General features: G+C 33.3%; 18 protein-coding genes. 11 read left to right on the top strand and 7 right to left on the bottom strand.

All coding sequences use genetic code 11. The features are described from left to right. Window positions 1-16: 16 nt before the first annotated feature. Entirely contained in the window at window positions 17-787 is a 771-nt protein-coding gene (locus ACTU6T_RS07705) for a hypothetical protein (protein ID WP_460220661.1), read from the bottom strand. A 55-nt stretch (window positions 788-842) separates the two neighbouring features. Here ACTU6T_RS07705 and ACTU6T_RS07700 point away from each other — a divergent pair, with 55 nt between their 5' ends. From ACTU6T_RS07700 to ACTU6T_RS07690, 3 genes are all read left to right on the top strand, one after another. Next, complete coding sequence (locus ACTU6T_RS07700; RefSeq protein ID WP_460220660.1) at window positions 843-1985, top strand: methionine aminotransferase; 1143 nt, start codon at window positions 843-845, stop codon at window positions 1983-1985. Between the two features lie 55 nt (window positions 1986-2040). Continuing rightward, complete coding sequence (locus ACTU6T_RS07695; RefSeq protein ID WP_460220659.1) at window positions 2041-2643, top strand: hypothetical protein; 603 nt, start codon at window positions 2041-2043, stop codon at window positions 2641-2643. A gap of 96 nt (window positions 2644-2739) precedes the next feature. Next, complete coding sequence (locus ACTU6T_RS07690; protein ID WP_460220658.1) at window positions 2740-3519, top strand: amidohydrolase; 780 nt, start codon at window positions 2740-2742, stop codon at window positions 3517-3519. Here ACTU6T_RS07690 and ACTU6T_RS07685 read toward each other — a convergent pair. Then, window positions 3506-5110, bottom strand: a complete 1605-nt coding sequence (locus ACTU6T_RS07685; RefSeq protein WP_460220657.1) for an Ig-like domain-containing domain — start codon at window positions 5108-5110, stop codon at window positions 3506-3508. The two genes, ACTU6T_RS07690 and ACTU6T_RS07685, sit on opposite strands and share 14 nt — an antisense overlap. Before the next feature lie 64 nt (window positions 5111-5174). Continuing rightward, window positions 5175-5855, bottom strand: coding sequence for a ComF family protein (locus tag ACTU6T_RS07680; RefSeq protein WP_460220656.1), 681 nt, complete (start codon window positions 5853-5855; stop codon window positions 5175-5177). A 69-nt stretch (window positions 5856-5924) separates the two neighbouring features. On the opposite strand from ACTU6T_RS07680, the gene ACTU6T_RS07675 reads away from it, so the two are divergent. Then, a complete protein-coding gene (locus tag ACTU6T_RS07675; protein WP_460220655.1) occupies window positions 5925-6809 on the top strand; it encodes a hypothetical protein in 885 nt (294 codons plus the stop codon). A 64-nt stretch (window positions 6810-6873) separates the two neighbouring features. Beyond that, window positions 6874-8415: a glycine--tRNA ligase gene (locus tag ACTU6T_RS07670; RefSeq protein WP_460220654.1), complete on the top strand. Its 1542-nt coding sequence runs from the start codon at window positions 6874-6876 to the stop codon at window positions 8413-8415. A gap of 67 nt (window positions 8416-8482) precedes the next feature. Here ACTU6T_RS07670 and ACTU6T_RS07665 read toward each other — a convergent pair whose 3' ends face one another. Both ACTU6T_RS07665 and ACTU6T_RS07660 read right to left on the bottom strand, forming a co-directional pair. Further along, the gene (locus ACTU6T_RS07665) at window positions 8483-9040 is read right to left on the bottom strand and encodes a DUF3575 domain-containing protein (protein ID WP_460220653.1); all 558 of its coding nucleotides are present in this window, start codon (window positions 9038-9040) and stop codon (window positions 8483-8485) included. An 89-nt stretch (window positions 9041-9129) separates the two neighbouring features. Continuing rightward, window positions 9130-12537: a hypothetical protein gene (locus ACTU6T_RS07660; protein WP_460220652.1), complete on the bottom strand. Its 3408-nt coding sequence runs from the start codon at window positions 12535-12537 to the stop codon at window positions 9130-9132. Between the two features lie 135 nt (window positions 12538-12672). On the opposite strand from ACTU6T_RS07660, the gene ACTU6T_RS07655 reads away from it, so the two are divergent. From ACTU6T_RS07655 to ACTU6T_RS07630, 6 genes are all read left to right on the top strand, one after another. Beyond that, window positions 12673-13434 carry an exodeoxyribonuclease III gene (locus ACTU6T_RS07655; protein ID WP_460220651.1) on the top strand — a complete coding sequence of 254 codons (762 nt, stop codon included), beginning with the start codon at window positions 12673-12675 and terminating at the stop codon, window positions 13432-13434. 27 nt (window positions 13435-13461) lie between these two features. Next, on the top strand, window positions 13462-14421 hold the full coding sequence (locus ACTU6T_RS07650) for an OmpA family protein (protein WP_460220650.1): 960 nt from the start codon (window positions 13462-13464) through the stop codon (window positions 14419-14421). Between the two features lie 92 nt (window positions 14422-14513). Then, the gene (locus tag ACTU6T_RS07645) at window positions 14514-15551 is read left to right on the top strand and encodes an aldo/keto reductase (protein ID WP_460220649.1); all 1038 of its coding nucleotides are present in this window, start codon (window positions 14514-14516) and stop codon (window positions 15549-15551) included. Window positions 15552-15774: 223 nt separating this feature from the next. Then, a complete protein-coding gene (locus ACTU6T_RS07640) occupies window positions 15775-17391 on the top strand; it encodes a hypothetical protein (protein WP_460220648.1) in 1617 nt (538 codons plus the stop codon). A gap of 18 nt (window positions 17392-17409) precedes the next feature. After that, window positions 17410-18009: a DUF6705 family protein gene (locus ACTU6T_RS07635; RefSeq protein WP_460220647.1), complete on the top strand. Its 600-nt coding sequence runs from the start codon at window positions 17410-17412 to the stop codon at window positions 18007-18009. A gap of 551 nt (window positions 18010-18560) precedes the next feature. Beyond that, the gene (locus ACTU6T_RS07630) at window positions 18561-19166 is read left to right on the top strand and encodes a DUF6705 family protein (protein ID WP_460220646.1); all 606 of its coding nucleotides are present in this window, start codon (window positions 18561-18563) and stop codon (window positions 19164-19166) included. Between the two features lie 46 nt (window positions 19167-19212). On the opposite strand, the gene ACTU6T_RS07625 is transcribed toward ACTU6T_RS07630, so the two are convergent. Continuing rightward, a complete protein-coding gene (locus ACTU6T_RS07625) occupies window positions 19213-20757 on the bottom strand; it encodes an Rne/Rng family ribonuclease (protein WP_460220645.1) in 1545 nt (514 codons plus the stop codon). Between the two features lie 310 nt (window positions 20758-21067). Continuing rightward, window positions 21068-21358: an HU family DNA-binding protein gene (locus ACTU6T_RS07620; RefSeq protein WP_028870804.1), complete on the bottom strand. Its 291-nt coding sequence runs from the start codon at window positions 21356-21358 to the stop codon at window positions 21068-21070. Window positions 21359-21391: the final 33 nt, after the last annotated feature.

The following is a 21391-nucleotide window of genomic DNA, read 5'->3' as shown; positions in this document are numbered from 1 at the left end:
GAATTGTATCGAGAAGTCAATATCCAGTTACCAACAAACGCTTCGCACCTTTAAGCCCGCATTTTTGGTAATAATGATAAGCTTTTGCGGCTCGCTCACGTATTTGTATATCAGTTTCATTTAGTATCCAACCATCTATAGCCCATTTTAAAGTATAGGCCTCTGGTGCCATTAAGCCAGTAGTCCAAACTAATGGATTGGCTTTAGTCTGTAAGAGATAGGGTTTAAAATAATCTTTACTAATACAAGCCAAAATAATTGTATCCCGCTTGTTATCATTACTAGGTTTAAATTCACCTTGTACATCAAACTCCATAAGACCATCATGCCCAATATAAGACAGTAATTGCGCTTGACCACCAAACTTTAGTGTTTGATTTTTGTAGTGTATTGCAACACTATTTCTTCCAGCCGAAGCTTTTAAAAAATCAATAATTGTTTGTTTGATAAATTGCCCGTCATAAGCATCTGCTAAAAGATACGTGTTGTATGTTTTATGCTTAAACAATACGCGCTCTAAAATATGGTGCCCTATATCTTTTTCCGAAGTAAGTAATATCCAATCTTTACTATTTTTAAAATGGGTTTTAACTCCGTATAATGCCGACCAATATAAATTCCCTTTAATATCTTGACCATTCCCTAATTTTGCGGGCACAGGAACAATCCCTTGATTTATATTATCGCATAAGGCTACAAAAACATGAATGGTTTTAACCTGATCTAAGTTCTGACTAGAACTACTCATTGATATATAAAGACAAAGTAATACGCATAGTTTTTTCATAATACAGATAACGGCAATCTATCAAAAATAGTATCTTTATGATTCAACATATACTATGCAATTTTCACCAAAACTCAGTAACGTAGACACCTCGATATTTACGGTTATGAGTGCTCTGGCTAATGAGCACAATGCTATTAACCTATCTCAAGGATTTCCAAATTTTAAAAGTGATCAGAAATTAATAGACGCCGTAACTAGTGCTATGAATTCTGGCTATAATCAATATGCTCCAATGGCAGGGAGCATAGAACTTAGAGAGGCTATTTATAGAAAATTTAATCGACTATATAATTCTAGCTATCATCCAGAAAGCGAAATCACAATTACTGCTGGTGCCACTCAAGCCATATTCACAATTATTTCTGCCTTTATAAAACCCAATGACGAAGTTATCATTTTTAAACCGGCATATGATAGCTACCAACCATCGATAGAAGCTAACGGCGGAATAACAGTTCCCGTTACATTAGAAGCACCTCTATATCGAATTAATTGGACTCGAGTTGAGCAACTCATCAATAATAATACTAAGATGATTATCATTAATACACCACACAATCCTAGTGGCACTATTATGAGTACATCTGATATGCTTAAACTTCAAGAACTTACAGATGGCACAAACATTATCATATTAAGTGATGAAGTATACGAACATATAATTTTTGATGGTGAACAGCATCAAAGCATCTGCTTATTCTCTAATTTAAAACAACGTAGTTTTATCACTGCATCTTTTGGTAAAACATTTCATAATACAGGATGGAAAGTAGGATACTGCTGTGCACCTAAAACTCTTATGGAAGCTTTTAGAGCTATTCATCAATTTAATGTGTTTTCAGTACATCACCCAACCCAAAAAGGCTTAGCCAAATATCTTGAAGAACCGAGTCATTACTTAGGTTTATCGTCTTTTTTTCAAAAAAAAAGAGATCGGTTTTTAGATCTCATTGAAGATTCTCGATTTACATTCACTCCATCTAAAGGCACCTATTTTCAAGTATTAGATTTTTCACAAATCACATTAGACAACGATATCGACTTTGCCAAACGCTTAACCATCGATAAAGGCATTGCCTCCATTCCGTTATCGGTTTTCAATGATAATCGCCGAGATAATAAGGTATTACGTTTTTGTTTTGCAAAAACAAATGACACCTTAGAACAAGCAGCAAAAATTTTAAACTCCATATAAGTGACTTTTCTATTATTTTTGTCTCTAATAAATAGAACATTTAAATACCTATAAAATGAAATATATATTGATTATTTTTTTGATGGCTTTTAGCTTGAATCTAAATGCACAAAAAGTTGAGAAAGATGGTAAGACCTATCAAGTAAAAAATGAAAAAATCTTTCTGGATGGAAAAGATGTTACTGAAACACTAAGCCTTGAAGAGAAAGAATTCATTTTTAAGCAAGCTGCTATGACTTCAGAACGAATGAAAGGCAAAGGCAATAATAATGGTAAAGCTAAAGGAAAAGAGAAAGCTGAAAAAGCAAAGATGAAAGAAGAGAAAATGATGAAGGATAAAGAAAAAGCTATGAAAGCTGCAAAGAAAGCTGAGGAAAAGAAAGAAAAAGAAGCCAAAAAGCTAGAAAAAGACATGAAAAAAGCCGAAAAAGCTCAAAAGAAGGCTGAAAAAGAAGCTAAAAAGGCAGAAAAGGCTTTAAAGAAAAAACAAAAAGCACAAGACCGATTTGATAAAGCCAATAAAAAATTAAAAAGTGCTCAAAAAAAATACGATAAGCTTAAACGTAAAGGAAAATTATCTCCTAACGACGAAGCTAAATGGTTAGATAAACTTGAAGGATTAAGAGAAGACATTGACAAAGCAAAAAAGAAAATGTAATACTTAAGATTATTGTTAAACATGAAATCTATTTTGGTTGCTATCATTTCAACTAAAATAGATTTTTTTATGCTTAAAATTTGTTAATTTTAAGTTATGCAAAACGAATTAAAAGTTGCTTTAATCCAATCTAATTTGGTTTGGGAAAACCCAGAGCAAAATCGAATTAACTTTAGAGACAAGATTAATAATATTACTGACTCTGTTGATATCATTATTCTTCCTGAAATGTTCTCCTCTGGTTTTACTATGAATGCGCAACCTGTTGCAGAATCGATGACTGGAGAGACCATTGTATGGATGCAAGAATTAGCAAAACAAAAGAACACAGCAATTACTGGAAGCCTAGTTATAAGAGAGAATGAGTTGTTCTTCAATAGATTGATTTTTGTTCATCCAAACGGAAAATTAGACCATTATGATAAACGACATACATTTACTTTAGCTGGAGAGCATAAGATATATCAAGCTGGAAAGAATCATGAAATAATAAATTACAAAGGTTGGATTATTAAACCATTAGTGTGTTATGACTTACGTTTTCCCGTTTGGGCGCGAAACACCGAACATTATGATTTAGTTTTCTACGTAGCGAATTGGCCTAAAGTTCGAATTGCAGCTTGGGATACCTTATTGCAAGCACGTGCCATTGAAAATATGAGTTATTGTATTGGCGTTAATCGTGTGGGATTAGATGGAAATAATTATGAATACTCTGGACATTCTGCCGTATATGATGTTTTAGGGCAGCGTTTAGATCAGATTCCATATGATAAAGAAGCTACTGAAATAGTTACGCTTAAAAAAAATCATATTACCACCTATAGAGAAAAACTGGGGTTCTTAAAGGATCGGGATCAATTTACTCTAAAATAAACTCAATCACTGGGTCCCAATTGGCTCGTGCATCAATGAGATCAGGAAAATGTCCTATTCGTTCTGCCTGTTGTTGTTTAAGGTAGTTTCCAGGATCCCATTTTTGATTGCCATTCGTATCAAAAACAACACGCAAATAATACTTTCCTGGATTTAAATTTCTAAAATCAAAGAGTTGTTCTTCCGAAGCAAATTGCTCGTATTTAACTTCTTCTTTTTCACTCAATAATTGAACAATTACCGGATAAGTCACATTTCTGAGTGTGACTCTCATATTGGAGTAATCGGCATAGGTTTTTGTTCTTGCTGTGTAAGTGAGTGTATCATTTACATTTCCAAAGAAATCTTCTATGGTTCCAGGTAGCATTGTAATGTTATAATTGTTAGACTGGGTCTTTTCAAAACGAATATTTGCTTTATTGTCTAGCTCCTCATAACTAGTAGTAAACGCAACTTCTAATGAATCTTTATCTAAGATTGTTACCATAGACTCATCAAATTTGGTGATAGGAACGGTCGTTGTTAGCTCAAAATCATCATTGAAATTTAACGCTCCAGACGATAATGATTTTACAACTAAAGTATCCATATCAATCTGTCTAAAACGATGTTTTAAAGTATCAATATAGGTTTTGTTCCTCACCACAAATGTTGCAGAATCTAATTCTATTTTAGGTTTGTACCAATACAACAAAGTGTCAGAGCTTGGGTCTTTAGTTATTCTAGTTTGGAATCCTTGAGGTGTATCATTAAGCATTTCAATTTCCATAGTTTTGTAATCCCCTTCAAAACCAAAAGCAATCTTTTGACCTGCTGCCTGTTTTGGGCGTTTGGCATCAAAATTAACTTCTTCTTTAAATAATTTAATTTGGTATAATGAGTCTGTTGGTGCTGTTACAAAGCCTTCATAAAAGCCAATTTTATCTTTATCCTGCTGAAATGTATAATTCCCATTTTCTTCCTTTAAAGCAATTAGCTTGTATGTACCTGGTTTGATATTATCAATGCTAAACATTGTTAAACTATCAAGCGTATTGGTAATATATTTTGGCTTTTCTTTATACACTATAGAGTCTGTATAAGTTGAGTCTTTTTCGTATAACATCACAGAGACAAACGTTTCAGGATCTCGTTTTTCGGCATCAAAAATTTGTCCTTTTACAGATAAAGAGTCAATATAATCTCCCGTAGAAAACACATATTTATAATAATCATAAGGATTTTCTTCATTGTTATCTACAATACTCTGTCCAAAATTAAATGCATAGGTTGTATTCGCTTCTAAAGTATCGTTAATAATAATTTTAATGTATTTACTAGCCGTACCTAATGGTGTAACAGTAGGCTCAGTACTCATTGGAGGAGAGATAATAAGTTGCTTTTGAAGGTTTTTAATTTTGACATATTCATCAAAATAAATCCGAATCTCTTTACCATTAAAGTTAGTGGTATAATTTTCAGGAGAAGATCGTGTGATCTTTGGTGCTTCTACATCTTTTGGGCCTCCAGATGGCGTACCTCTATTAGCACAGCTTACTACAGTAGTAATGATAGTAATTAAAACAAGGGCTTGTAAAAGATATTTGCGCATTTTCACTTCAAATTTCAGCAAATTAACAACAAACCACTTTATTCGCAAAACAATTAACTTCGTTTTAATCGGTAATTGCCATTGTAGCCAAGCTCAGCTCTATTCCTTCAATTTCAAAAAGGCAGTTGGCACAGTCTTCGATTGTTGCTCCTGTGGTTATAATATCATCAACTAAAAGGATGTGTTTGTGTTGCAATACATGTCCGCCGTTAATTTTGAATTTAGAATCGCCATCAAAATTTCGTTTCAAACGATCTTTAAATACTTGCGTTTTTGTATTTGTGGTTTTCACTAAAACTGAAGTATTAAAATCTGCACCTAAGGCTGCCGCTAAAGCCATTCCAAATTGATCCACTTGATTATAGCCTCTAGATTTTAATTTTGCTTTATGTAAAGGCACAGGAATCACGACATCGATAGTGTTATAAGCTTCGATTGTTTTTAATTCTTCTCCCAACCATTCTCCCAGAAGTTGCCCTATAGCTTCTTGACCTCTATATTTCAAGTTATGTATTAGTTGTTGAACAATTCCTTTTTTTGAAAAGTGAAGTAAGGCTGTAGCTTGATTTAATTTCACTCTTCCATAGAGTATGTTATGAACAGCATTATTAGAATCGTTATGAAAATTTGTAAGTGGTAATTGATGTCTACATGATGTACAAATATGTACTTCATTGTCTGTCAAATGACTACTACAAGCGCTACAAATTTTCGGAAAAAACAAGTTTAACAAGTTTTTTATCATTTCAACGATTAAAATTAAGTTTCTGTAACATATTATCTAGTTTCGCAAGATAAAATAACGATATTAATAATGATAGTTAACCCTCAATCATTTAACTACAGATTAATTATTGGTTCTTTAATAGTTGCGGTCGCAGTTTTAACTGTTTACAGTTTTACGAGTTATCAATCCATTGTAGCGCATCAACAATTTTTAGAACAGGAAAAGAAGCTAGTTGAAAGTGAATTGTCCCAAATTATCACACGCTATGATGACGTTTCAATTTCAAATGATCTGATTTCTTCCCAACTGGAAGATGCTAAAAAAAATACACAATTAACTTTGGATTCCCTTAGGATGCTCCGTAGTGACCTTAGTGTTCTTTCAAAATTCAAAACACAACTTTTCGATTTAAAGCTTAAAAATAAGACATTATTCAAAACTATTGATTCTCTTGATGAAGTTAATCAAGGCCTAGAGAGAGAAAAGCTACTGGCTTATAATGAGTTGAGAAAACAAAAACGTGAAAACACATCACTTATTAAAGAAAACGAAACTCTTGAAAAAAGCTTAGAAATAGGTGCTTTACTTACTGCAAATTCTTTTAAAGCCAAAGGGTATGAAAAATTTTTTGGTGCTAAGCGCTCTAGTAATAAAGCAAAACGCGTTCAAAGTATTGAGGTATGCTTCACCTTAGCTGAAAACTCTTTAACTGAAGCTGGCGAAAAAGAATTATACATTCAAATTTTAAACCCAAAAAACAATGTAGTTGCTGATAAAGGCGCTATTCACTTTGGCAATTCATTACTTATATATAGCGCAAAAGAAATTATTAATTATAATAACGATGTTCTCGAAGTGTGTTTAGATGTTGATGCAGATATCGATGAACAACCACTTGTGAGTGGCACTTATTATATTTCCATTTTCCATAAAGACAGACAACTTGGGACTACAGAAGTAAAACTAAAATAACTAACTCTATATAATTAATCAAAAAACCGTTCTGTTAATTGGAGCGGTTTTTTATTTTTGCACCATGGCAAACGACGATCAATTCAAAAAAGTAATCTCTCATGCAAAAGAGTATGGTTACGTATTTCAAAGCAGTGAAATCTACGATGGATTAAGCGCTGTATATGACTATGCTCAAAATGGAGCTGAATTAAAGAAAAACATTCGTGACTACTGGTGGAAAGCCATGGTTCAAATGAATGAAAATATTGTAGGTATTGATGCTGCAATATTTATGCATCCTACTACTTGGAAAGCTTCTGGTCACGTTGATGCGTTTAACGATCCTTTAATTGATAATAAAGATTCTAAAAAGCGTTATCGTGCCGATGTTTTGGTAGAAGATTATTGCGCTAAAATTGAAAATAAAATAGAAAAGGAAATCAAAAAAGCTCAAAAACGCTTTGGAGATGCTTTTAATAAAGAGGAATTTGTTAGTACTAATGGACGTGTACTTGGCTATCAAGAAAAAATAGACACTATTTTAAAACGTTTAGGACAGTCTTTAGAAAAAGAAGATCTTGCTGATGTAAAAGCCCTTATAGAAGAATTAGAAATTGCAGATCCAATGACGGGATCACGAAACTGGACGGATGTAAAGCAATTTAATTTGATGTTTGGCACTAAGTTAGGTGCTTCTGCGGAAAGCGCTATGGATTTATACTTGCGTCCTGAGACCGCTCAAGGTATTTTTGTCAACTTTTTGAATGTCCAAAAAACGGGACGAATGAAGATTCCATTTGGAATTGCTCAAACAGGGAAAGCGTTTAGAAATGAAATCGTTGCAAGACAATTCATTTTCAGAATGCGTGAGTTTGAGCAAATGGAAATGCAATTTTTCATCAAACCTGGAACACAAAAAGAATGGTTTGAACATTGGAAAGAAACAAGAATGAAGTGGCATTTATCGCTTGGTATGGGTAACGACAAATACCGTTTTCATGACCATGAGAAATTAGCACATTATGCTGATGCCGCAACAGATATTGAGTTTAGATTCCCATTCGGGTTTAAAGAATTAGAAGGTATTCATTCTCGTACCGATTTCGATTTAAAACAACATGAAGAATTTTCGGGTAAAAAATTACAGTATTTTGATCACGAAGACAATGCAAGCTATACACCTTATGTGTTGGAAACCTCAATTGGTTTAGATCGTATGTTTTTAGCCGTATTCTCTAATGCTTTAGAAGACGAAACATTAGAAGATGGCAGTGTAAGAACTGTTTTAAAGCTACCTGCAGTTTTAGCACCTACAAAAGCTGCTGTTTTACCGCTGGTTAAAAAAGATGGTTTACCTGAAATCGCTAGACAAATTATTGAAGATTTGAAATGGGATTTTAATGTAATTTATGACGAAAAAGATGCAGTAGGAAGACGCTACAGACGCCAAGATGCTAATGGAACACCTTTCTGCATCACAGTAGATCATGATACTTTAGAAGATAATACAGTAACTATTCGTCATCGCGATTCTATGGAACAGCAACGTGTTAAGATTGACGACCTAAGAGACCTCATCAAAAAAGAAGTTGATGTAAAGCATTGGCTTCAGAAAATGAAATAATAAATAAGACTTAAAAAAACTCCCAAGCTTTAAATTGGGAGTTTTATTTTATAATTAAGTTAAGTTATTAAAAGCGATAGCCTACAGTAATACCAACCTTGCCTACAAAATCGTCACTATCATCTCCTGTATTCGTTAAATTTCTACCAAGACCTAAGTTTAATTCACCAATAAATCCACTATTTGTAACCCACTTTCCTCCTAAGCCAATACCAAGAGCAAAGTTTGTTTCAGTTTCTTCTCTAGTCACAAATGTTGGATCTAAAGGGTTTCCTGTTAAAAAACTATTTCTTTCATTTACCGAACTCAGTAAACCAAAACCTTCTAGGAAAAATCCAGAAGCATATTTCTTTCCAAAATACATTCTATAATATGGCGAGATAAAATAATTTAAGTCGTCTCTAATATCCTCATCAAAAGGAATCACAACATTTAAACCAACAGCAGACTCTTCATTTAATAAACGTTCATAACTCACATCAAAAGCTCCTAAAACTAAATAAAGTGCATTGGCTTTTACTTCATTTTTAGGTTGAATCATGTCATCTGAATCTGTTGAATCATCTTGTGCAAACATTACAGTTGATACTAAAACTAAAAGGCTAAATAAAATAGATTTTTTCATAAATATATAGTTAAGGTTAATTTGCTTATTGCAGCAACAATTATACCATTATAGATGATGAAAGTATCTAAAGGTTGCGTTAAAAAATATTAAAAGTAGGCTTTTAACTGAACGGTTCCTGTATGAATGGTTTTACTCGTTTCAGTTTTTCTTCCGAAGTAATTTAAATTTAGATCTAAAAATTTGGTCAATTTCTTTTGAGCCAACAAGCTCCATGTAAAATTATTTCCAGGTTGCAAACCTTCTAAAATTTGATAAGCCACTGGAGTATTAGGGTTTCCTGTGAATTCATTTTTAAAGAAATTCACTTCTCCTGTAAGCGCTATTTTATTGGCATTATTGTAAGTAAATGACAATCCGTAATTACTTTGCTCTAATGCTTCCAAAGCTCCAATGGTATTATCTTTAGAAGTGTATTGATAAAACACATCAAAACGTGCATTTTCATTAAAAATATAAGATAATTTAGGTTGAAACCTAAGCTCATCAAGCTTAAAGTTTCGAGTGGCAAAATTCTCACTTAGACTTTCATTATTTTCAAAACTTGTTTGAAACGTCATTAACCAACTCGTCCAAAACTTATGGTTAAACTGTAATTGATGACTCTGCAATTTATTTTCCTGAAATCCAATAGACAAACTGGTTCGGTTGGTATTAGCTAAAAACGTATACGATGTCGTATAATGTTGTTGCCCACGATTAAAAAACAATACATTTCGGATGCTGTTGTTTAGTGCTAGCTGGTTTTCCTCGTCAGTTGAAAACGGATTTAAATCAAATCCATCGCCTTCTCTTCTATTTTTTCGATCCACTAAAAATGATGTTTGGTTATAAAAATGAGACCAGAATTTTTTAGCCTTATCTTCTGAAGTTGACCATTGTTTCGGATTAATAGTAAGGGTTTGGCTAAATCTATTTTGATGGGTTTTTACAAAAACCTGATTGGGTAATAACACTCTAATAAAATCTCCTTGATCTGCAAATTGAGCCACTTCAAACTCGTTGAGTTCTTGTATGCCGTTGTCGTTATAATCTATCCATGTGTAAGCCCCTTGCCCTGGCTCTACCTCAACATAGGTAAAATCTTGTTGTGGCAATGTTCCAGAATTGGTCTCAAAAACGGTATTCCACAACACTAAATTATTCCAAAACTTCTGATTAAAGTTTAATCTAGAATTTAATGAATTCTCATCATCCATATCATCATCCTCACTTTTTAATCTTCGGAAATTGGCATAGATTCCTAGATTAGTGTTTTTATTTTGAAGAATCTGCGATTTCAAATAATAGGTATTAGAGGTATTTACGCGCTTAACCTCATTAACTCTTAAGCTATCATTGACACGATGTTTGTAACCCACTTCTACAAAAACACCTGTACTATCACCATAACCTGTAAAGACTTCATAAGACTTAAAACGCTGACTCAAATTCGTAAGCAAATCGGTATCTCGCTCACGCTGTTCACTATCTTCTAAACCTACTTTTGTTCCAATCCATTGCTTTTTAAAATTGTAGGTCACACGGTTAAAAGAACGCACAAAAGTTGATGCAGATACACTACTCTTATTACTTAAAAAACTAGAATTGGAAAATATATTAAATTGATTTAACTGAAGATTCGCCAACAAATTATGACGGTTTCCATTGAAATTTTCAGAGTAATTTAAATGCTCATATGTGTAGGATGCTGTGCCTTTTTTTGGATGCACTAATTCTAACCCTGAAGTTAATAATGCCTGATTACCTAGTGGATTTTCTAAATTCCAATCGCGATTAAACTCTGCACGATACAAGCGTTGAATTGTTTTGAAATTCTTATTAATGATATCAGCATCGGCATGTGCATTTAAATTCCATAAACTGTCCGTTTTGATAATACTTTGGTTAATTCTTAGTTTGCCTGCAAATCCATCGTTATCACTATCATCAATATTAGAAAAAAGATTAATGTCATTTCTACTACCAGCAAGTTCAAAAAACACATCTGTTTTTTCTGAAGGTTTGTACGTGCCATTAACAACAACAACTTGTAATTTTTCTGGAGCAATGAGTCTTACTATAGGTGCATAATTACCTTGCGGGACTCCATTTACTGGAGCAATAAATTCAAAAATATTCTCAATAGCATTACTATTAATCAACACATAATTGCCTTGATTAGGACCAACTAATGTAAAACGAACACTAAATAATTCATCATCAGGATTATTTGAAAACACAAAAATTTCTTCGCCTCCAACAATATCTTTTCGGTACAAAATGCGGTTATCATCAAAAGTCTCAGCAACATCAGATGGTGCAACCATCAAAGATTGATCATCTCCCGCATTAGACAAAATTTCTACTTGCTCTGACGATAAGTTTTGTTGTAAAGGCTGGTTTTTAGCATCCGATTCTGAATAGACCGAAATCCCAAGTTTTAAAGTTTCAGTTTCATAATTTCCGCCTCCAAAAATGGTAAAACGAGAGAAATTACGATCACTAAACTGATAATCGACTGTAATTCGCATTTCGGAAGTGATAGGATACGTCGAATTAAAAATAATCTCACCGGCATTATAATCGATAATATAATCCTTATTTTCTCCACGTTCTATAGGAATTCCATTAACGTAAACCGTTTCACTTCCAGAGACAATGAGTACAAACAATTCGTTATTAGGACCAGTTAATTTATAAGGGCCTTGATTACCTTCTTGAGCTATAAACTGACTCGTAGTAAACTGACCTCTTACCAAAGCACCAGATGCAAAGGCATTTGTTTTGGACTCTGAACCATCAAAATTAGCGCTCACCTGCAACCCTTGAACACGTTTGGTGAAATTAGCAAAATAACTATTGGTATTTACAAGGTCAATATCACCTGCTCTAATGTTCCACGAATCACTAAACAATTCTATAAATACCTGATCAAACTCATCTAGTCGCTGTGAATAACCACTTTCCTGAAGTGGAATATTTGCATCTTGAATCGATGCTCTCAAAGAGACCTTATCACTTAACTTACCCGAAATCTGTAAATCTAATTCACTATTTAAAACCGAATTTTGATTATTTCCAATGGTAACACCTCGAGAAATACTCCCAGAGGTACTTAAACCATCAAATGGCGTAAAATTTCGCTCCACATTAGATTGATTAAGTTTATATAACTTTTGAAGGTTATCTGTATTTTCTACAATTATGTTGTCATCGAGTTGTGCATATTTCCGAGTTAAAAAATCGGGATAGCGTAAATAATCAACCTTAACAGAATCAACATCAATCGGTTTTTTAAATGTAAGAATGGCCTTTGCAAAATCTATCTTATAATAAGACGTATCAATTGTTGTGTTGTTCTTTCGTTTTAAAATAAACCAACTCGAATTAATACTCACCGTATCAATTTTAATAGAATCTCTAACCGCTATAGTCTTTCGTCTATAATTCGTATCCTCTTGTGCCAAAGCACAAAAAGACAACATCAAACAGATTAGTGAAATAGCAATTTTCATTTCTTATATAAACTTCTAAAGGCAGAAATTATTTTATCCTTAAAATCCGGTTAAAATAATAGTGTAAAAGTACAGTATTATTTAATTTAGGCCGATAATAGGCATTTAATACAAAAATCCAATAGATTTAATATTATGAAAATAATTTCTTACAACGTTAATGGCATTAGAGCAGCCATGAATAAAGGTTTTATTGATTGGTTAAAAAGCGCAAATCCTGATGTGATTTGCCTCCAAGAAATCAAAGCCATGAAAGAGCAGGTTGATATTGAAGCTATTGAAAATGCAGGTTACAAATACCACTATTGGTTTAGCGCTCAAAAAAAAGGTTACAGTGGTGTGGCCATCTTGAGTAAAAGGGAGCCAGATCATGTAGAATACGGAACAGGAATCGAATCTATGGATTTTGAAGGTCGAAATATAAGAGCAGATTTTGATGGTCTTTCTGTAATGAGTATGTACTTACCTTCTGGAACTAATGATGCACGTCTAGCTCATAAATTTGAGTATATGGATATGATCCATCAATATTTAAATGATTTACGCAAAACGCATCCCAATTTAGTCGTATTGGGTGACTACAATATTTGTCATGAAGCCATCGATATTCACAATCCGAAAATGAAAGGCGTGTCTGGGTTTTTACCTGAAGAACGCGAATGGTTAGGGAATTTTATTGATAGTGGATTTATAGATTCGTACCGATATTTACATCCAGAAAAACAAGAATTTTCATGGTGGAGTTACAGAGCAAACGCTAGAGCTAACAACAAAGGTTGGCGCTTAGATTATGCTATGGCAAGTATGCCTTTACAAGAAAACATTAAACGAAGCGTTATCCTCACAGAAGCGGTTCACAGTGATCACTGTCCGATTTTAGTAGAAATTGAACATTAATAATAAAAACAACCCAAATTAAAACACATGATTAAAAAATTGTCATTAATAGCACTAACACTTGTACTAACCACCTCTTGTGTCTCTAAAAAAATCTATACTGATTTAGAAGACAAATACGCAAATCTAAAAAAAGAGAATCGAAGATTATCCGATAGTAACCGTGAACTCGAGACTGCTTTAAATAAAGCAAAGAACGACCTTCAAGATACTGAAGACGCCTATCAATCTGCCTTAGCCGATCGTAAGCTCTGGGAAAGCGATTATAAAGCATTAGTAAATGAACACAAAAACCTAAAGGACTCTTACGATGCTCTTGAAAAAAATAGTAGTGCAGCGATTGCAGCAAACTCTAAAAAAAATAGAGAGTTATTGGCTCAATTAGAAGCAAAAGAACAAGCCATTTTATCAGAAAATAGACGCTTAGAAAAACTCAAGAAAGAATTAGAATCTCGTTCTCAGCGTGTGGCAGAGTTAGAAAGTGTCATTGCATCCAAAGATGCAGCAATGACACAACTTAAAGATGCTATTTCGAGGGCATTAACCGACTTTGAAGGCAAAGGATTAACCGTAGAGCAGCGCGATGGAAAAGTGTATGTGTCTATGGAAAATAAGCTCTTATTCGAATCTGGAAGTTGGGCTGTGGGAACTCAAGGAAAACAAGCTGTAAAGCAACTTGGTGAAGTACTAGCTGTTAATCCTGAAATTGCCATTTTAATTGAAGGTCATACAGATAATGTGCCTTACAAAGGCAATACACAGTTGAGTGGCAACTGGGACCTTTCAACAAAACGTGCTACAGCAATCGTGAATATTTTAAGAGAGAATGCAGCTATTAATCCTGAAAATCTTACGGCAGCAGGTCGTGGAGAATTTGCGCCAATTGCAAGCAATGATACAGCAGAAGGCAAAGCTAAAAATCGCCGTATAGAAGTCATCTTAACACCTAAATTAGATGAAATCTCTAAACTTCTGAACGATATATAATATCTAAAATCTTAACATATATTTAGATGGTTCAGTTTTTATAAAGCTGAACCATCTTCTTATCTTTACACTTCTAAAACACTAAACCAACCATGAGATATACAACCCTCCCAAAAACCGATATAAAAGTGAGTAAAATTTGCTTAGGCACGATGACCTGGGGAAATCAAAATACACAAGAGGAAGGCTTTGCACAAATGGATTTAGCCATTGATAAAGGCGTGAATTTCTTTGATGTGGCAGAGCTATATCCTGTACCTGCAACAGCTGATACTTATGCTGAAACCGAACGTATTATCGGGAATTGGTTCGAAAAAACTGGACATCGTGATAAGATTGTGCTTGCTACTAAAATTGCAGGGCCTGGAGATTATACAGCTCATATTAGAACTAACGGATTTAGTAAAGCAGCTCTCAACGAAGCTGTAGACAATAGTTTAAAGCGTTTAAAGACCGATTATATTGATCTATATCAATTGCATTGGCCAGAGCGCCAAACCAACACCTTTGGCGTGAGAGACTATCATCACAATTCTAACGATCCTTGGGCTGATAATTTTAACGAGATTCTACATAACCTCGATGAAATCATCAAATCTGGAAAAATACGTCAGGTTGGGATTTCTAATGAGAAAGCTTGGGGAACCATGCGTTATTTAGAAGAATCGAATGCCAACGGTTTACCACGAATGATTACCATTCAAAATGCATATTCATTATTAAACCGCGTTTTTGAAGGTGATATGGCAGAAATTGCTATTCGTGAAGAGATAGGTCTACTCGCCTACTCACCAATGGCATTTGGTGTATTGTCTGGTAAATACATTAAAGGAACAGCAGCCGATAATGCACGTTTAAAACTGTTTCCTAGATTTGCACGATATAGTGGAAATACTGCAACTGAAGCAACAAAACGTTATCTACAAATCGCTGAAGATAACGGAATGAGCTTAGCGCAAATGGCATTAGCGTTTGTAACCGATAGACCTTTTATGACAAGTAATATTATTGGAGCGACGTCTTTAGAACAATTGGAAGAAAATATAGATAGTATCAATATGGTTTTAACAGACGAGGTTTTAAAAGCAATTAACGATGTGCATGCTGAGATTCCTAATCCAGCGCCATAATTTTGTTTAGGTAAAGCTGTTACACTGAGCGTAGTCGAAGTGTCTACTTCAAATGAGCTACCAAGACACTTATTATATAGAATTCTATGTGAAATTTTTAAAAATATTACTTTACATTTTGTTGTTTATAGATTATAATCTATATTTAAACTCCCTAAGTAATTAATAGTTGAATTAAATTTTGTTGACAGCATAATAATTTAATTTTAAAAACTATTTATACATGAAACACCTATTTAAGTATACCATCCTATTTTTAGGATTGGTTGTGCTCACCTTTGGCTGCCAAAAAGACGACACGCCAACACGCGTTGAGGATACTCAAATTGAAAGTATTAAAGCTTTTCATATTTCAAAAAAAGAAATTCCCGCCCATATTTTGGGCTATGTTAAAGAAAAAACAGGCAATACCTTTCGGGTCGATTTTGCAAAAAACAGAATTCTGCTCACAAATGCTGCCCATTATAGGTCTGATAGAGAAACACCTCTTGGTACTGTACTCACCAATAAAGTTGTTCAAGTCTATAATGAGAATAATATCAAATATACTTTCAAAGTTCAAAATCCAACAAATGCCAATAGTGTTATAAATTTAGTAGTGGTAGATATAGAAGGTACCATTGTTGAGTATTTTATACAGTATGTATTTGATGATATTTCTGATGCACCAACATTAGCTTCAGGAGCTATAGATATGTCTGCTTTTACAGGAACCATGATATTTCATAATGATGTTGGAGATATTATTGGTGTGTATACCTTTGAAAATGGAAGCACTATAAATTTTAATGGAACAACAAATCCATGCAGTGATGATACGGTAGATTATGAAGATACAGGTACAACCACCACTGGAGGTGGAGGTACTGAGAATGGAAGTGACGATGGAGTTGACAATACTGCTAATGGGTCAACTGGCTGTGAAGGTTGTGGTAACAATGAAAGCTTTGACCAAGCAGATTGTGTTGATATTGTTTATGGGGATTGTGGCTGTGGAGATTTAGGGCCTAATGATGGACATGCTGCTACTGGTAACCCATGCTGTAATGGAAGCCCAGTGATTGCGGTTACCGATAATTGCTCCGGAAACTCTTATGCCTATAGATTCTCGGCAAGAGAACTCGAAGATCCTTGTGCTGGTGATGTGGGTATCCTACTTGAATATGTTGACGACTGTAAAAAATTAAAGCAAAATATAACCGATTTACCTTTGATTAAAACAAGGCTACATACCATAAAAGTTGAGAGCGAAAACTCAGAAAAAGGGTTAAGAGTAGATATCCACCCAGATACTGGTGCGTATACACCTACTCAAATATTAGATGATAACAATGATACTGCTCATATCAATATTACAGTAAATCCCTATACAGTTGTAATAGCACACTCTCATCCTCCAAGTGCTGATGGTTACTATGCTATGTATTCTGGACCAGATATCCTTAAAATGGGAGAGATTACAAAACATATACAAAACAGTGTTTTACAAACTGTACCCACAATTGATATTACTCATATTTTAATTGCAGATGGCAAAACTTTTGCTATACGTTTTGATGACGCAGCAAGTGTACAAAAGCTTTTGAGTATTTTTGAAAATAAAAGGAAAAAGAAGGAATTTGAAAGAAATTTAAAAAACAAGTATGAGAGTGATAATACCGGATATCCCTTAAATCAATCTACAACCACAATTGAAAAACAACAAAAGCATCTATATAAACTATTATCAAAGTATGGCTTAAACATGTCCTTGTACCAAGCGAATTATGATGACAATGGATTTATAAACGATTGGCAAAAATTAAATAAAGACAATTTAGAAAAAGAACCTTGTAATTAATTTTAATACCTTGAACAAATGAAAAAATTTATAATACTACTACTAGCAATATCCTCAATACTATCCTGTAAAGCGCAAACTATAATTGTACCATTAGGAAGTAATGACAACTTAGAATTCAATACGAATTATTATGAAAAAGACGTAAATAATGAATTTAATAAGTTTGAAGGGACTTGGTTATACCAAAATGGAACAACCGAAATCACCTTTAAGCTCAAAAAAGAAGAACATTATTTATCTCCATCAAACTATTATACCGATATGCTGGTAGGCGAATATAAATATATAGAAAATGGTGTAGAGAAAGTGAATACCTTATCAGATTTTGATAGTGCTCAATTATTAGGCTATGACCATAAAATTAGTGGAGGCATTTTTATTCATAGACTACCAAATCACTGTACAGATAACAGTAATGTTACAGAAACCAAAATTGAATTGTTTATTAATCACCCAACAGAAGAAGACACTGAAGGGATTGTTATTCTTCGCCATGTAAACGACAATGGTATTCAAAAACTACAAGCCTGTATCTATGATGGCACTACAATGGGACCAAATCCAAATGCTAGAATTGATATTCCTAATGGGTATTATGTGTTTGTAAAGCAGTAGTTTGAATCACGTCTTGAAATAATGAAAAAAACCTTAAATAAAAAACTTAATGCATTATACTATTTCTTAGTTATTTCTAGCTTTATAATATCATGTTTTCCTAGAGGATATACAATGGCTGTTTACACACCAAGTGTTTTAGGCTATATTTTTCTGGGCTTTTTATTTCTCCTAGTAGTTTTATATATCAGTTTATTAGTTTGGGATATAACTAAAAAAAGACTCACAAGTATGCTATGGAGGACAATAATATTATTAACAGTACTGCTTATTTACTTTTTAATTAAGAAGTAAGCAAAACATATGTTTTTAATTGATGAAACAGAATTAGAAAACGGAAAAACACCAATCATAGAGATTTTATATTTAGATTTTAACCCTATTGAGTAAAATCAATAATATGAAAAAAGCAAATAATATTTATCTATCCATTTCTAATGATACTACTAGTGACAGCTTGTAGCTCAAAGTGGCAATATATTAAAGAATTTTAGGCGTTTCAATAAGTGTTACAAAAAGAACCTTGTAATTAATTTTAATACCTTGAACAAATGAAAAAATTTATAATACTACTACTAGCAATATCCTCAATACTATCCTGTAAAGCACAAACTCTTATTAAATCATTAGATGGAGATGGTTCATGTCCACCATATGATACTAATTGCTACGAAAAAGACATAAACAATGAATTCAATAAGTTTGAAGGGACTTGGTTATACCAAAATGGAACAACCGAAATTACTTTTAAGCTCAAAAAAGAAGCACATTATCAACTCTCAAATGAATCTAATTATCAGGATTTATTAGTCGGCGAATATAAATATATAGAAAATGGTGTAGAGAAAGTGAATACCTTATCAGATTTTGATAGTGCTCAATTATCAGGCTATGATCATAAAATTAGTGGAGGCATTTTTATTCATAGGCTACCAAATCACTGTACAGATAATAGTAATGTTACAGAAACCAAAATTGAATTGTTTATTATTCACCCAACAGAAGAAGACACTGAAGGGATAGTTATTCTTCGCCATGTAAACGACAATGGCACTCAAAAACTACAAGCCTGTATCTACGATGACACTACAATGGGACCAAATCCAAATGCTAGAATTGATATTCCTAATGGGTATTATGTGTTTGTAAAGCAGTAGAAAACAAAAACCCCTTTCCACGTGATGTGAAAAGGGGTTTTAGATATTATTTGATTTCCTTACCATTTTTGTCATAAAAATGATATTCAAGATAAGTGTAAGCATCTCTAGGTAAAACTTTTACCCATTTTTTGTGTTCTAAAAACCATTTAGAACGTACCGATGGAAACCCTTTGGTTAAAAAGGCTGCTATAAACGGATGCGCATTTAAGGTTATCTTTTTATAGTCTTTTTTGAAAAGCCTTTCTAGGTCTTGGGTGATTTTTTGAATGACCTTAATTGGTGCTTCAATTTCTCCTCCAACTACGCCGTTAGGATTTTCTTCTTTTGTTTTAATATTGCGTTCTGGGCGAACACGTTGTCTGGTAATTTGTATCAAACCAAACTTACTAGGTGGCAAAATCTTATGTTTTGCCTTATCATCTTTCATTTCATCACGAAGATGATTGTACAATTTTTTTCGATTCTCTGCTTTACCCATATCAATAAAATCTACAACAATAATACCTCCCATGTCACGTAAACGTAACTGTCGGGCAATTTCTGAAGCAGAAATTAAATTGACTTCTAAAGCAGTGTCTTCTTGATTTTTTTCTTTGTTAGATCTGTTCCCACTATTGACATCAACAACATGCATCGCTTCGGTGTGTTCTATCACCAAATAAGCACCTTTTGCCATAGATACTGTGCGACCGAAAGACGTTTTAATTTGACGTTCAATACCAAATTTTTCATAAACTGGTACGCCATTTTTATACAACTTTACTATTGATTCCTTTTTGGGAGCGATTTCTTGAACATAATCTTTGATTTGTTCATAAAGCACTTCGTCATCTACTGTAATACCAGAGAATGAATCGTCAAAGATGTCTCTTAAAATAGAAGAGGCTTTGTTCATTTCACTCAATACCTTACTAGGATGATGTGCTTTGTTTAATTTTCTACACATTGCTGTCCATCTATTCAGCAAATTCTGTAAATCTTTGTCGAGTTCGGCAACTTTCTTGCCTTCTGCGACTGTACGAATTATAACGCCAAAACCTTTAGGTGTTATGCTTTTTACCAAACGCTTTAAACGTTCTTTTTCTTCTTTTGATTCAATTTTTTGAGAAATTGAAATACGATCAGAAAATGGTACTAAAACAATATAACGACCTGCAACAGATAACTCGCTACTAATACGAGGACCTTTGGTTGAAATTGGTTCTTTTACAATTTGTACTAATAGAGATTGATTTGATTTTAAAACGTTAGCAATGCTTCCGTTTTTATCAATATCTTTCTCAAACTGAAAATTTTTCAGTAAAAAATCGGTATGTCTACCTGCGCTTACACGTTTAACGAATTTCAAAAGAGAGGGTAATTTTGGTCCTAAATCATGATAATGCAAAAAGGCATCTTTTTCATAACCTACATTCACGAATGCAGCATTTAGACCAGGAACAGCTTTGCGTATTTTGGCAATAAAAATATCACCAACAGCAAAGTTGTTATCATCTTCATCTTTGTGTAACTCGATAAGTTTTCCATCTTTTAATAAGGCAAAATCAACAATATCAGAACTCGATCTTATAATCAATTCTTTTTCCATGTTGTTAATTTTAATCTATTTCGATTCATTTCGAAACAGATGGATTTTATTTTGACACAGGATATTTAATCCAGTAAATTCATGCATTACGTAGGTAAAACGTAATCAAACTCATGAATTCTATATCAAAGAACGTTTGTTTTTAAAATTGAAAAAGTAGTTAAAAAAACTACTTTCTCAATTTATTTCTTTTTGTGACGATTAGCGCGTCTACGTTTTTTACGCTTATGCGTCGCTACCTTGTGTCTTTTTCTTTTTTTACCACTTGGCATAAATAAGTCTTTTTTAAATTAATGTTTGTTTTAATGTCTTAGTTGACCTCAACATTGGTCTTAACACCTTCAACAAATACTTTTGCAGGTTTAAATGCAGGAATATTGTGTGCTGGTATTTTTATTGTTGTGTTTTTTGAAATGTTACGCCCAGTTTTTTCGGCTCTTGTCTTTACGATAAAACTTCCAAAACCTCTTAGGTATACGTTATCTCCTCCTTCTAAAGACGATTTAACTTCTTCCATGAATGTTTCTACTGTTGCTTGAACATCTCCTTTCTCAATTCCTAATTTATCAGAAATTTTAGCTACTATATCAGCTTTTGTCATTGTTATTAATTTTTAGGGTTATCTATTAATTAT

Source organism: Psychroserpens citreus, from assembly GCF_055686305.1.
This window is presented reverse-complemented; position numbering and strand designations above follow the sequence as displayed.